This is a genomic window from Desulfobacter sp., from assembly GCA_028768545.1.
Classification (GTDB): Bacteria; Desulfobacterota; Desulfobacteria; order Desulfobacterales; family Desulfobacteraceae; genus Desulfobacter.
This window is the reverse complement of record CP054838.1, coordinates 4,897,198-4,910,699: the sequence shown is the minus strand read 5'-3', so window position 1 is coordinate 4,910,699 and position 13,502 is coordinate 4,897,198. Positions and strand designations below refer to the sequence as shown.

The 13,502-nt window shown below is 50.7% G+C and carries 12 protein-coding genes; 8 read left to right on the top strand and 4 right to left on the bottom strand.

Translation table 11 applies throughout. From position 1 onward, the window contains the following. Window position 1: 1 nt before the first annotated feature. From HUN05_23885 to HUN05_23875, 3 genes are all read right to left on the bottom strand, one after another. Window positions 2–1,306 carry a methyl-accepting chemotaxis protein gene (locus HUN05_23885; protein ID WDP87801.1) on the bottom strand — a complete coding sequence of 435 codons (1,305 nt, stop codon included), beginning with the start codon at window positions 1,304–1,306 and terminating at the stop codon, window positions 2–4. Window positions 1,307–1,477: 171 nt separating this feature from the next. Next, on the bottom strand, window positions 1,478–2,497 hold the full coding sequence (locus HUN05_23880; protein WDP87800.1) for an FAD:protein FMN transferase: 1,020 nt from the start codon (window positions 2,495–2,497) through the stop codon (window positions 1,478–1,480). Window positions 2,498–2,864: 367 nt separating this feature from the next. Further along, window positions 2,865–3,080, bottom strand: coding sequence for a DUF3820 family protein (locus HUN05_23875; GenBank protein WDP87799.1), 216 nt, complete (start codon window positions 3,078–3,080; stop codon window positions 2,865–2,867). A 382-nt stretch (window positions 3,081–3,462) separates the two neighbouring features. On the opposite strand from HUN05_23875, the gene HUN05_23870 reads away from it, so the two are divergent. From HUN05_23870 to HUN05_23840, 7 genes are all read left to right on the top strand, one after another. Then, the gene (locus HUN05_23870) at window positions 3,463–3,750 is read left to right on the top strand and encodes an acetate--CoA ligase family protein (protein WDP87798.1); all 288 of its coding nucleotides are present in this window, start codon (window positions 3,463–3,465) and stop codon (window positions 3,748–3,750) included. An 81-nt stretch (window positions 3,751–3,831) separates the two neighbouring features. After that, window positions 3,832–5,835: a CoA-binding protein gene (locus HUN05_23865; protein ID WDP87797.1), complete on the top strand. Its 2,004-nt coding sequence runs from the start codon at window positions 3,832–3,834 to the stop codon at window positions 5,833–5,835. Between the two features lie 24 nt (window positions 5,836–5,859). Next, complete coding sequence (locus HUN05_23860) at window positions 5,860–8,301, top strand: acetate--CoA ligase family protein (GenBank protein ID WDP87796.1); 2,442 nt, start codon at window positions 5,860–5,862, stop codon at window positions 8,299–8,301. Window positions 8,302–8,306: 5 nt separating this feature from the next. Continuing rightward, a complete protein-coding gene (locus HUN05_23855) occupies window positions 8,307–8,531 on the top strand; it encodes an RNA-binding S4 domain-containing protein (GenBank protein WDP87795.1) in 225 nt (74 codons plus the stop codon). Between the two features lie 143 nt (window positions 8,532–8,674). After that, the gene (gene trmB, locus HUN05_23850) at window positions 8,675–9,349 is read left to right on the top strand and encodes a tRNA (guanosine(46)-N7)-methyltransferase TrmB (protein WDP87794.1); all 675 of its coding nucleotides are present in this window, start codon (window positions 8,675–8,677) and stop codon (window positions 9,347–9,349) included. A gap of 5 nt (window positions 9,350–9,354) precedes the next feature. After that, window positions 9,355–9,546 (top strand): SlyX family protein, encoded by a 192-nt coding sequence (locus HUN05_23845; GenBank protein ID WDP88209.1) that lies wholly within the window; start codon window positions 9,355–9,357, stop codon window positions 9,544–9,546. A gap of 58 nt (window positions 9,547–9,604) precedes the next feature. Further along, on the top strand, window positions 9,605–9,958 hold the full coding sequence (locus HUN05_23840; GenBank protein WDP87793.1) for an HNH nuclease family protein: 354 nt from the start codon (window positions 9,605–9,607) through the stop codon (window positions 9,956–9,958). Window positions 9,959–9,966: 8 nt separating this feature from the next. Here HUN05_23840 and HUN05_23835 read toward each other — a convergent pair whose 3' ends face one another. Beyond that, complete coding sequence (locus tag HUN05_23835; GenBank protein ID WDP87792.1) at window positions 9,967–11,742, bottom strand: sigma 54-interacting transcriptional regulator; 1,776 nt, start codon at window positions 11,740–11,742, stop codon at window positions 9,967–9,969. Window positions 11,743–12,095: 353 nt separating this feature from the next. Here HUN05_23835 and gcvPA point away from each other — a divergent pair, with 353 nt between their 5' ends. After that, window positions 12,096–13,499 (top strand): aminomethyl-transferring glycine dehydrogenase subunit GcvPA, encoded by a 1,404-nt coding sequence (gene gcvPA / locus HUN05_23830; GenBank protein ID WDP87791.1) that lies wholly within the window; start codon window positions 12,096–12,098, stop codon window positions 13,497–13,499. Window positions 13,500–13,502: the final 3 nt, after the last annotated feature.

Genomic DNA, 13,502 nt, shown 5'->3' with positions numbered 1-13,502 from the left:
TTTAGTTGGCCGTTTTTTTGTTCCATAGGGTCACCTGCATTTTTTTATCCACCCCGATGAGCATGGAGGGCATGGAATCAATAATATCGGCAAGGTCGTTTCTCAGGGTCTGCAATTGCTTTTCTGTTTTTTTTCTGGTTTTTATTTCCAGGGAAATTCCGTTTTGATAGGCCTTTATCCGGTCCATGAACAGATTGAAACTGCTGGACAATTGACCGATTTCATCCTGCCTGACCGTCTTCATCTTAGATGTCAGGTCCCCTTCAGCCCCCTTTTCAAACCGTTTGATAAAGGCGGTCAGCGGTTGGGTAATAGAGTCGCTGAGAATCATGGACACACAGCCGATAAAAGAAAGGGTCAGGGCAAATATGATTAAAAAGGTTGCCCGCATTTCAGAGAGGGGTGAAAAGACCTCGGCCGTGTATGAGGATGAGGCAATGATCCAGTCAAAATCAGGGATATGGTCAAAGGCAACGAATTTCTCCCTGGCAAGGGCTTCGGAGGGGTTTTTCCAAAAATAGGTCAGGTACCCGTGTTTTTTATCAATCATCTCCTGGAGGATTCGCTTGCCCCGGGTTTGCCGGAGATCAAAGAAATTGCCTGAAAGTTCAGGGTGGATCACCATATTGCCCTGGATGTCAAAGATAAAAGAATATCCGGTCTTTCCAAAGGTCCGGTCTAAGACTTTATCCTTGAAATCCTCTATTGAGACCAGCTGGGCAAATTCCGCCCGATAGGATGAGACAGATACGATCCAGTCCCAGGGTTCAAAATAAACCATATAAAGGGCTTTGGCCCGTTCTGTTGTTTCTCCCGGATTTTTCCAATGGTATTCCAGGTATCCTGATTTTTTTTTGGTCTGGTCTTGAATAAATGTGTTGACGGCAATGTTTTTCCCCTGAATTCTTTTTTGGGGGTGAACCTGGAGAGTTCCCAGACTGTCAACGCAATAGATATAACCGGTCTTGCCGATGGTCTGGCTGAGCAGGATTTTTTCAGCCTTGTTTTTGGCCTGGCTTACGGGAATTTGGCCCTTGAGAGAGGACTGGAAAAGGTGGGTGATTATTTTTAAGTTGTTTTCGGCAATGTCCTGGAGATGATTTTTAATGGAAATGGTGGCCGCCGTTTCCACAAGGTCGGTGATGGCCTGGTTGGATTTGCTCAGCGCTTCTTGGATGCGGGATTCTATGCTGTTGCGTACCTGGAAGAAAAGCAGGGCAAAACTGATGGAAAAAACAACAAGCGACACCGCAGCATAGGCAAAAAAGAGTTTGTACTTTATGGATAAGTTTTTAAAAAAGGTCATCTAACTCCGTGTACCTCTTTTGGCTCAATCGATTCAGTATCCTGGGTCCCTTTTGGGAAAAATACCTAAAGGATTATACCCTCTTGGGGGCATTCCGCTTACCCCTTGTCTTTCAACGTTACCTTAAAACCCGAACAATTGCAATTGTACGACACCCCATCCTGTCCCGGATTAAAAGTCTTGTTCAAAGTTTTTAAATCCCTTGGACTTGAACGGCACCAGACGTTCTCCTTGTTTTTTGATAATCAGGCATTCTGTGTCTTCCATTCTGTCGGTCAGGGCAATACCCTTTTCAGGGGGCATGACCATCAATGCGGTGGCAAGACCGTCTGCCAGGGTACAGTTTTTGGCGATCACCGAGGCGCTGACCACAAGGGTATCCACCGGAAACCCGGTTTTAGGAGAGATGATGTGGGAATAGGTTTTGCCCTTGTGTTCAAAAAAGTTCCTGTAATTTCCCGAAGTGGCAATGGCCATGTTGTCCAGGGAAATGACCTTGTACAGGCCCTGGCTGGCTTGGATTTTTTCAGGCCTTGATATGCCCACGGCCCAGGGATTTCCTTTTTTGTTTCTTCCCGACCCTGCAAGCTCTCCGCCGATTTCCACCAGATAGTCTTTAACGCCTGAATCCCTGAACAGCCGGGCGATTTCATCCACCCCATAGCCTTTGGCAATGGAGCCTAAGTCCAGGGTGACCCCGGGTTGGGTTTTGGTCAGGCTGTGGTCTGCCAGGATGAGTTTGTCAAATCCGGTTTTGGCCAGGGCTGCGGTTATCTCTTGGGCCAAAGGGATGCGCCTGGAGTTGTCCTGGGTGCCGAATCCCCAGAGATCCACCAGGGGTTTGACTGTCCCGTCCCAGGCCCCCTGGGTGAGGGTGTGAAGATTTTTGCATTCAAGCAATACCTGATAAAAGTCCTTTGACAGCCGGAATTTTTGGTTTGGCTCAGATTGGTTGAATCTGGAAATTTCACTCTTCTTTTGATACATGGACAGCCTGGCATTGACCTGTTTGAGCCGGAGATCTGTTTTTTCCTGCCACAGCGCCTTTGCCACAGGTTTTGAACTGAGAAATTTAATCCGGTAAAAGGTGCCCATGGTTTGTCCGGACAGAAGATACTCGCCGGCTGCTGCCGTCGACAGGGACAAAAACCAGATGACCAGGATGAGGATGAAATTGTTTAGTCTCAGCATTTGTTGTCTCCTTTGTGGACCTTCGTTTTCATTGTTCTTCCTTTAAGGCTTTCGGTCAGAATAAAACCTTGCATATGCCTTGTCTTTTTAATCATCTTCGTTGTCGGGTGGCAGGGCATGTATAATATGGACATAGCCCCCCGCCTTGAGTACAATTAAAAATCCTAAGCCATATTTTGGAAGATTTTAATTCGACCGTGAGCCTAACACAAACCCAAAATGGCCACAAGAGATTGCCCCGGGGCTCGGGCCAAGATTGATTGAGGTACCAAAGCGTCTTCAAAGGAAAAATGATTTCAAGCAAGAAAATGATTGTTCACAAAAAAAATTGGCAGAGGATTAACGGGTGGGGCTTGGATTTTAAGTCCTATTTAAAAAGATACTCAAGCCCGTTTCGTTTTATTTCATACACCTCCTGCAATTGTTCTCCAAGTTTTCCCTTGGGAAACCCCTTTTGAGAGAACCATACAAGATACCGTTCCGGAAGATCCACAAGACGGTAGCCTGCATATTTGCCAAAGGGCATTTTGCAGGTGGCAAGGTCGATAAATGCTTTTTTATCAGGTGTAACCGGGATGTTCATGGAAAGCCTTTCCTTTATTTCCAGGCGATTGGATTTGAATTTCGCTGCTATAGTTTTAAATTCTTGTGCACCCTTGGAATTATTTTAAATTCAAGGTCTGTTTTTTTTTGGGTGTTCTAATCCTAATCACGATTCTTTGGATGTCATGGGCAATTAAAGGAAAAATGGTTTTTTTCAGGCCGATCCTGTCGTGGTCTGCCCTGATGCCAAATTATGCCTGTCTTAAAGGGATACCAGGGGTAAAAGCGCTGGGTTGAAATGAAAAATAGGGCTGCGGAATTGATATTTTACCTGAACTTGATATGATGGCATAGATCGTAACCTTGTATTCATCCAAGGGCAATGCTGACCGGCAGGGCCAGGGATCACAGGAATAATTGAGATGCAGCTTTTTATTGATTTTGACAAAATGACCCAAGTCTTTTCCCAGGCCGCAGGCCAGGGACGGTTCTTGCTATTTGAGCATGAAACCTATGAACTGCTGTTTGCCCGGAACCACCGGTTGACCTCGGATGTGCTGGTCCCCTTTATTGGAGACAAAGTGGTCATCAAGGTGGTCAGCCCCGATGTGGTGCACAAGTCTGATGTGGGCGGCGTCAAGGTGGTGGACCGGCTGGCCGGAAAGGTCAGAAGTGAGAGCCGGCGTATGGTGGACATGGTTTCCCAGTAATTTGCCAAGGCGGTTGAAAAAAAAACGGGCCAGGACCTTTCCCATTATCAGGGGCTTAGAGGAAAAGCGCTTGTGGAGGCCGTGAACAAAAGGATACAGGGGGTGCTCATCACCCAGTACCTGCCCCCGGTCTCGGATGCCCTGGGAAATGAGCTTCTGGTCAGCCTGCGCTGGACCCGGGAGTTTGGCATGGTCATCACCGCAGGGCTGGGTGGAACCGATACCGAGCTTTATGCCGAGCGGTTTCGTCTGAGACAGGCTGTGGTCTCTTCATCCACCGCCCATGTTACAGGAGAACAATTTTTTGATCTCTTTGAAAAAACCATTGCCTATGAAAAAATATCCGGCCAGACCCGGGGGGTCGAGCGGCTGGTCTCTGACGAGCAGCTCATGGAATGTTTTGGCGCCTTTATCAGCGTGGGCAATTATTTTTCCCCGCTGAATCCTGAAGCGCCCTATGTGATTGAAGAACTGGAGGTGAATCCCTTTGCGTTGGTGGACTATGAAATGGTCTCCCTGGACGGGCTGTGCCGGTTTTCACAACCCTTTACCTCGGCGGTTCCCCGGGGGATAGACCGGATCGGGAATCTTTTGGCCCCTGAGACCCTGGCCATTGTCGGGGTCTCTTCAACACAGATGAACTTTGGCCGGCATATTCTTGCCAACGTGATCCGGGCCGGGTTTCCAAAACAAAATATATCCATTGTCTCTTCCAAGGCTGACCAGATTGACCATGTGACCTGTGTCCGGGATATCACCCAAGTGAAGGGGGTTGATCTTTTGGTGGTGGCTGTGGGCGCATCTCAGGTGCCGGCCCTGATTGACGAGATTATCGACCATGACCGTGCCAGGAGCGTTATTCTGATTCCGGGCGGACTTGGGGAGACCCAGGGGAGTCAGGACCGGGCCAGGGCCGTGATAGAGAAAATACATTCAGCCCATGCCCGTAAGGGCGGAGGTCCGGTCTTTCTCGGGGGCAACTGCCTGGGCATGATCAGCCGGCCCGGGTGTCTGGATACCTTTTTTACACCCGAGTCCTGCACGCCCAAACGAATGGATTCTCCTCCCGGTCCCGTGGCCCTGGTCAGCCAGAGCGGCGCCTTTGCCCTGGTACGAATGTCAGGCCTTGCTGGCGGGGATCCCGCCTATAATATCACCGTTGGCAACCAGATGGATTTGACCATAGGAGATTTTATCACCTGGCTTTCCAATGCTGAAAATATCAGTATTATCTGTGTTTATGCCGAAGGGTTTCAGGATTTGGACGGGCTCCATGCTTGTCAGGGGATCCGCAGGGCCGTGGACCAGGGAAAAGAGGTGATTGTCTACAAGGCCGGCCGGACGCCCCAGGGGAAAAAAGCCACCTCCGGCCATACCGCATCGGTGGCAGGGGATTATATGGTCTGCACCTCCTGCCTTGGCCAGGCAGGGGCTCTGGTGACCGATTCTCTGGAAGAATTTGACGGCCTGATGAATCTGGCCGCCTTTCTCCATGACAAAGAGATTTCAGGGTTTGGGATTGCTGCTTTAAGTCCTGCAGGCTTTGAAACCGTCGGCATTGCCGATTCTCTGGAATCCAAGGATTCTTTTTTGGATTTGCCGGAACTGACCCAAAAGACCCGGAAACGGATTGCAGATCTTTTTGACCGGGCCCACCTTTTGGATATCATGGATATTAAAAATCCCCTGGATTTGACCCCGGCAGCTCCGGATGAGGTGTATATCGGGGCCATTGAGGCCATGACCCAGGATGAGAATATCAATGCCGTGGTTTCGTCTTTAGGCTCTCTGGCACCGGCCACCCTTGATACCCCGGCAATGAATACGCCTCTGGTATACAGCACAGGGCCCGACGCTTTGGGCGAACACCTGCCAAGGCTTGTGGCCGAGTCTAAAATTCCGGTTGTCCTGTTCAACGATGCCGGCCGGGTCCATGAGCCGATTAACCAGCGGCTGCGGGACCAAGGTATTCCTGTGTTTGATTCGTGCAGCCAGGCCATGGGGCTGTTGGCCCGGTATACCGCCTATCGGCTCAGGCTTTCCGGGATAGAGACCCGTCAGAATACAGATCCGTCTGAAACTTAAATTTTTGAAAAAACGGAGGTGGGTGTGGATGTGCCCATAGATTTTAAGGGGATTACCCGTATATTGTCCCGGGCCTGGGATCAGGGCCGGGATTATTTGTTTGAATATGAGGTGTACGAACTGTTGTCCCGATCCGGGGCGGAAACCCCGCCAAAGAGCAATTTTATTGCCAGGGGAGCCAGATGTTCTGACGAGGAACTCATGGCCTTTCCCGGGGACAGGACCGTACTTAAAATCGTATCCCCCTATATTATCCATAAAACAGAGGTGGGCGGGGTGAGGGTGGTGGACAAGGACCCCAACCTGATTCGGTCCGCCTTGCGACGGATGATATATGAGGTGCCTGAAAATTATGCCGGCCGCATGGGGCAGGATCCTTTGGGACTGCCTGAACATTATTGGGGGCTGTCCGGAGAGGCCCTTGTGGCTGCCGTGTTCAGGGATATCAAAGGGGTGCTTCAGGTCCAGTTCATGCCGCCGGACTCTACGGCATTCGGCAATGAACTTATTGCAGGCCTTCGCCACACAAGGGAGTTTGGGTCTATCCTTTCTGCAGGGCTTGGGGGAACTGATACCGAGCTTTATGCCAAACGGTTCAGGAAGGGCCAGGCCATTGTGGCGGCCTCAACCGCCATGGGAGACGGGCAGGCGTTTTTCCAATTATACAGGCAGACCATTTCCTATCGGAAACTGGCCGGGCTCACCCGGGGCCAGCGGCGGATTGTCACGGACGAGCAATTGGTGGAATGTTTTGAATCCTTTGTCCAACTGGGTAATTTTTATGCCCAGAATAATCCGGATGCCCCGTTTGTGATTGAAGAACTTGAGATAAATCCCTTTGCCTTTACCGATTATCTCATGGTGCCCCTGGACGGGATGTGCCGATTTTTCAAACAGCGAAAGGTTGCCTTAAAGCGGCCTGTTTCTAAAATTCATCACCTGCTTCATCCCAAGAAAATCGGGATCATCGGGGTGTCCGGGTCCCGGAAGAATTTCGGGCGGATTATTCTGGACAATATTCTGGCAGAAGGGTTTGATCCCAATGACATTGTGATTTTTAAACGGGGACAGGCCCGTATTCAGGGGATTGACTGTCTGCCGGATCTGTCTGCTTTGAAACAGGATCAGGACAAAACGCTTGATCTATTTATTGTGGCCCTTGGGGCGTCTCAGGTGCCTGGGCTGGTGGAAGAGATCATTCAAAAGGATGCTGCCCACAGCGTGATGCTCATTGCCGGCGGCATGGGGGAAACCCATGACAGCCAGGATTTGGCAGAACAGGTTCGGGCCATGATCAATCAGGCCCGGTCCGGGAAGGGTCCAACCGGAGAAAAAGGCAGGGGGCCGGTATTTCTCGGCGCCAATTGTATGGGGGTGATTTCAAGGCCCGGGGCTTACGATACCTGGTTTATCCCCGAGGGAAAGCTGCCCAAGACCCGGAACCATACCGTATGCCGTGCTGCCCTGATCAGCCAGAGCGGGGCTTTCATGCTTCACAGGTCCCATCAATGCCCCCAATTGTCCCCCGCCTATATGATTTCCATGGGCAACCAGACCGATCTTACCCTGGGGGATATGGTGGCCTATTTTATGGATTCAGACCAGGTGGATGTGATCGCGGTCTATGCCGAAGGGTTTAACGATCTTGACGGCCTGGCATTCTGCCGGGCCGTTCGCCGTGCTGTGCTTTCCGGCAAGGAAGTGGTCTTTTACAAGGCCGGCCGGACCCCCGAGGGCAAGGCGGCCACCTCCAGTCATACCGCTTCTCTGGCAGGGGATTATATGGTCTGTGAAAGCTGTGTGGCCCAGGCCGGTGCCATTGTGGCCCGAAGTTTTTCAGAATTTTCCGAACTCATGCTTTTATCTGAAACCCTGAGTCATAAAATTATCCGGGGCAACCGTCTGGCTGCCGTGAGCGGGGCAGGATTTGAGGCCGTGGGCATGGCCGACTCCATCCAAAGCGATGATTTTTCCATGGAATTTGCCCAGTATAGTCCAAATACCCGCAGCGCCATTGAAAAACTGCTCAGGGCCAAGGGGCTGGACTCCTTGGTGATCCTGTCCAACCCTTTGGATATCAATCCCTCTGCCGATGATGAGGCCCATGGGGAAATTGCCAGGATTTTAAGCCTGGATCCGGGCGTGGACGCCGTGATTCTGAGTCTGGATCTCATGTCCCCGGCCATGCAGACCCTTGAAGCCTCTTCAGATAAAAAATTTCTCATGGACCAGGAGGGATCCATTCTCAACCGGATGATCGCGCTCGAGGATCAGTCCGTCACCCCCATTGTTGCCGTGGTGGACGGCGGGCGGCTTTACGATCCTCTCAGGGATGCGCTCATGGCAGGGGGAGTGCCGGTATTTTCTGTTTGTGACAAGGCTGTTGCCGCCCTGTCCCTCTACCTTCAGGGACGGTTGAGGGCCGATGCCATCCGCTGTAATCAAGGTCCGGAACCCAGGAGATAAAACACATGGAAGAGACAAGATCTGTTTACTTGACCCAATCCCCGATTGAATTGTACAAGGTGCTTAAGTTTGAAAATCTGGCCGCCAGCGGGGGAGAAGCAAAATATTTTATTGCCGACGGCCTGGTCCGGGTGAATGGGGAAATTGAAACTCGGAAACGCAAAAAAATATATCCCGGGGATATCATTGAAATGGACGATATCTGCCTGAAAGTTGAGATGGCGGGGTAAGGCTCCCAGCCACCCGCCTTGAATACGATTAAAAATCCTAAGCCATATTAGGCAAGATTTTAATTCGAACCTGAGCCTAAGGCTTTGTCCCGAAAGGATTTGAACAATGAATATTTGTTTGGAATTTAATTTGAAAGGCAGACATGCCAAAGACCAAAAACCGTAAATACGAACGGGTCCGGCACCTGGCCAATGTCATCCTCCCCGCTTCAGGTGAGACCCGGGGTCCCTGGCCCTGGCAGCAGCCACCCTATTCAGAGATGGACACAATACTTGAGCTGGGCTGCGGCAAGGGAGAGCACAGCCTTGGATTTGCCGCAGCCTTTCCCCAAAAACTCTGCGTGGGGGTGGACCAGAAAAGTTACCGCCTCTGTGACGGGGGGGAAGCAGGACTTGCCCGCGGGTTTGACAATCTTTTGTTTCTCAGGGCAAACATCAGGAATCTCCATCTTTTTTTTAAGGACCATTCCATTGCCGAGATCTGGCTGACCTTTCCGGATCCCCATCCAAAGCAGCGGGAGATCAAGCACAGGCTCACCTCTTCTGATTTTATGGCCGCCTATGCCCGGCTGCTTGTCCCCGGGGGCATGGTGCATTTGAAAACAGATTCTGACCTGCTTTTTACCTATACCCGGGAAATGGTTGAATACTGGGGGGGGGATATCAAGGCGGTTTCAATTGATTTTCATCAGTCAAAGATCTTGGACCAGGGCGCCGGTCATATTGTCTCCACCTTTGAGGCCAAGGCCGTTAATCAGGGGAAAACCATTAAATATCTTGGATTTACATTAACTACAGATTCGGGTGAAAACAAATGAATACCATGGATGCAAAACGGCTTGAAAAGATCGAAACAAAACTGGCCTTCCAGGAAAAGGCTGTCAGGGAACTCAACGATGTGATTTATGCCCAGCAAAGGGAGATTGACCGTCTCACGGCCGTCTGCCGGGAACTGGCCAGGTCCCAGGAACAGTCCCAGCCCGGTCCGGCCAATGAGAAACCGCCCCATTACTAGAAGAAATTATTTTCGGTCCTTTAGCAAATTTAAAATACCCATATCAGGAGAAGATCATATGGCCACCCATACCGAAAAAGCGCTCAGCGAGCAGCAGTCCCGGCAGAATACCTATCGGGAACGTGCCCTTAAATTGTATCCCTGGATCTGTGCCCATTGCGGCAGGGAGTTTGAAGGAAAACGGCTCAAGGAACTCACCGTCCACCATAAGGATCATAACCACGACAATAATCCGCCCGACGGCAGCAATTGGGAGCTTTTATGCATTTACTGCCATGACAATGAACATTCAAGGGACCAGGTGGCAGACGCCTATTCAGACGAGACCGCCTCGGACAATCAGGAAGGGGGCGGCGGCACCAATCCCTTTGCCGGGCTTGGGGACTTGTTAAAGGGGAAGCTGAAAGACTGAGCCCTGGGTCAGGAATCTGTCTCCATGGTTGCAAGCTTTCTGTAAAGGGTTCTGAGGCTGATGCCCAGGTTTTTTGCGGTTTGGGTTTTTCCTTTAACATCATGGCCAAAATGGTCCAGGTTTTCCATGATGGCCTGGGCCTGGGCCATGGATGCCCTCTGCCTGAAATTCGGGTGGGTTTCTTTTCGTTCCAGGGCCTTTGGGCCCACCTTCCGGGTATGGTTTAAAAATCTTTCAGGCAGGTCATGGGGACAGATTGTCTGTGTTTTTGCCATATTGACAGAGTACTCGATGAGGTTTTGCAGTTCCCTGATATTTCCTGGCCAGTCATGGTCTGAAAATAAATTTAAGACCTTGGGGGAGATTGATTTGATTGATTTGTTGGCACGGATATTGGCTGTTTTGACAAAGGCGCGGGCCAGCACGGGGATGTCTTTTTTACGCAGACAAAGGGGGGGCAGCACCAGGGGAATGACATTGAGGCGATAAAATAGGTCTGACCTGAACGTTTTGTCATGGACCATGGCTTCAAGGTCCTGGTTGCTGGCGGCAATCACCCTTAGATCCACGGGGAGAAAATCCACCCCGCCGATTCGCTGAAGGCAATTGTCCTGAAGAACGTTCAAAAGCTTGGCCTGGAGGTGGAGGGGCATTTCCCCGATTTCATCCAAAAACAATGTGCCCTGGTGGGCCAGTTCAAATTTGCCTGGTTTTCCTCCTTTTTTAGCCCTGGTAAACGCACCTTCTTCATATCCGAACAATTCGCTCTCAAATAAGGTGTCAGGGATGCTGGCGCAGTTCACCGGTATGAACGGGTGGTCTTTCCGGTTTCCCGAATAATGAATGGCCTTGGCCAGCAATCCTTTTCCGGTTCCGGTCTCTCCTGTGATCAGCAGGGTTGAGTTGGACTTTGAAAGTTGTACGCCCATTTTTTTGATTTGAATGATGGCAGAACTGCTTCCCAGAATATTGTCCAGGCCCGGTGTGTTATTCCGGGGAGACTGGGGCAGGGGGGGGGGGGCGGCGTTTATTTTCCGGGTGCTTGCCAGGGTGATCACGGCACCTGAAAAACTGCCCTGGGTATTAACCGGCCGGGCAGATAAAAAGAACTCAAGGGTGTTGACCCTGATTTTTGCTCCCTTGATCGGGCTGGCTTCAAGAGTTTTCTCCACCAAGGGTTGGGGCAGGATGTTAAAGGCTGATCTTGTATAAAGATCACAAAAGGCAAAGAGCTTCAAGGCCCGGGCATTTCCCCGGGTGACAAGACCCCGGGTGTCAATGGTCAGCACGGCATCCTGTGAAAGATCCATGAGGGTGTTGAGTGTTTCCTGGGATTCAGCAAAGGCCTGGGCCTTGTCCCGGCCTTCGATCAAATCGGCGATCCAGTCTGAAAACAGGTTTAATGCCTGGACATAGACGGTGGTGTCAGAGACGATTTTTTCATGTCCCTGGCGGGTAAAAGAGGTCAGGGTCATGACCCCAATGGGGGTTGAACCCGTGGAAAATCGTTTGAGGATTTCAATTTTTGCCGGACAGTTCCCGATAAAGCGGCACCCGTTGCACGAGGACATATGGCCTGGTTTATTCACCACGACATTGCCGTTTGCCAGGACCTCCTGAATGGACGGGGCATGGACCCTGTGTCCTTTTTGTCTGGAATATTCATCGGTTGCCGCCAAAAGGGTGCTGTCTATGTCAAAAATGGCAGCATCCACGTCAAGCATGGCCTTGATCATTTCAACGGCTCTTTTTAAATCTTTTTTATGGGCATGGATATTGATCATGGCATCTCCTTGGCATCCGGGTATTCAAGCGGAGACATCCTACCTGGTTTGACGGTTTTTGACAATGGGTTTGACAAAAAATATAATTGTGTGTCAAAACTGGCAAAATATCGGGGATGGCAGATGAAAAAAGTGGTGGTCGGGCCTGGGGATGACATCTGATGTAAAAGAATTTTGTTTTTTAAATCAGGTGGTTATCTCGGCCTGGCGGCCTGGATCAGGATCCTGGTATGGAATCTGCTATGATAGACCATAACGTGGTTCAGCCGAGGTCTTTACCCGGTGAATTTTTGAGTGAAGATGCTTTGGAGTGAATCCATTTTTAATGATTATTTTTTTGCAAGGAGACAGCCATGGCCGTCAACGGACTGAAACACCATCCCTATATCCCCAATTCCGCACTGGAGACCCAGGATCAGATGCTGAGGGAGCTGGGGCTTTCATCTCTGGAAGATCTGCACGAGCAGATTCCTGAAGAATTGAAACTGACCCAGAATCTGGATTTGCCAAAGGGCTTGGGATCTGAATTTGAGCTTAAACGCCATGTCTCAAAGATTCTGGCCAAAAATAAGCATTGTGACGAGATGATCAGCTTTCTGGGGGCAGGCTGCGCCCAGCACTATGTGCCGGTCCTTTGCGATGAGATCAATTCCAGAGGAGAGTTTCTCACGGCCTACGGCGGGGAAATGTACAATGATTTCGGCAGGTTTCAGGCCTTGTTTGAATATCAGAGCCTGGTGGCCGAGCTGGTGGATATGGAGGTGGTAAATGTGCCGACCATGGACGGGTTTCAGGCGGCGGCCACCTCACTTAGAATGGCCTGCCGAATGACCGGAAGAAATCAGGTGCTGGTGCCTGATATCATGGATCCTGATAAATTTGCAGCCATTAAAAATTATTGCAGCCCAGGGATTACCATCGTCCGGGTGGGACATGATCCGGCCACAGGTCAGCTGGACCTGGATGATCTGGCAAAAAAATTATCCGATCAAACCGCGGCTGTTTATTTTGAAAACCCCTCCTTTTTAGGATTTCTTGAGGCCAGCGGCCAGAAAATTTCTGATCTGGCCCACGGGGTCGGGGCGGAGTCCGTGGTCTATGTGGACCCCATTTCCCTTGGCATTCTTACCCCTCCCGCCCAATACGGGGCGGATATCATCTGCGGGGATCTCCAGCCTCTGGGGATTCACATGAATTACGGGGGCGGGCAGGCCGGGTTTATGGCCACCCGGGACGAGGAACGCTATGTCATGGAATTTCCCTCAAGGCTGTTCGGGATTGTTCCCACCTTAACCCCAGGAGAATACGGGTTTGACGATGTGGCCTATGACAGGACCTCCTTTGGCCATCACAGGGAACACGGTAAGGAATATGTGGGCACCCAGTCTGCCCTTTGGGGCATTACGGCCGGGGTCTATCTTGCCTCCATGGGACCTTGGGGCATGAAAGAGGTGGGCCAGACCATTGTTCAAAAGGCCAGATATGCCTCTTTGTGCCTGAATCAAATTGAGGGGGTAAAATCCCCTGGGTTTGATGCCCCTGGATTCAAAGAGTTTGTGGTGGATTTTAACCATACCGGAAAAACCGTCGAGCAGATCAATCAGGTCCTGTTGGCTAAGGGGATTTTCGGGGGCAGAGATCTCTCTTGCGATTTTCCCGATCTTGGCCAGTCAGCGCTTTATTGTGTCACTGAAATTCATACCCAGTCAGAAATTGATACCCTGGCAGATGCTCTTGCCCAAATTTTAAAGAGGTGAGTA

Coding starts and splice junctions, on each gene's coding strand:
- HUN05_23885 (WDP87801.1), bottom strand. CDS start 1,306: ATGACCTTTTTTAAAAACTTATCCATAAAGTACAAACTCTTTTTTGCC.
- HUN05_23880 (WDP87800.1), bottom strand. CDS start 2,497: ATGCTGAGACTAAACAATTTCATCCTCATCCTGGTCATCTGGTTTTTG.
- HUN05_23875 (WDP87799.1), bottom strand. CDS start 3,080: ATGAACATCCCGGTTACACCTGATAAAAAAGCATTTATCGACCTTGCC.
- HUN05_23870 (WDP87798.1), top strand. CDS start 3,463: ATGCAGCTTTTTATTGATTTTGACAAAATGACCCAAGTCTTTTCCCAG.
- HUN05_23855 (WDP87795.1), top strand. CDS start 8,307: ATGGAAGAGACAAGATCTGTTTACTTGACCCAATCCCCGATTGAATTG.
- trmB (WDP87794.1), top strand. CDS start 8,675: ATGCCAAAGACCAAAAACCGTAAATACGAACGGGTCCGGCACCTGGCC.
- HUN05_23845 (WDP88209.1), top strand. CDS start 9,355: ATGGATGCAAAACGGCTTGAAAAGATCGAAACAAAACTGGCCTTCCAG.
- HUN05_23840 (WDP87793.1), top strand. CDS start 9,605: ATGGCCACCCATACCGAAAAAGCGCTCAGCGAGCAGCAGTCCCGGCAG.
- HUN05_23835 (WDP87792.1), bottom strand. CDS start 11,742: ATGATCAATATCCATGCCCATAAAAAAGATTTAAAAAGAGCCGTTGAA.
- gcvPA (WDP87791.1), top strand. CDS start 12,096: ATGGCCGTCAACGGACTGAAACACCATCCCTATATCCCCAATTCCGCA.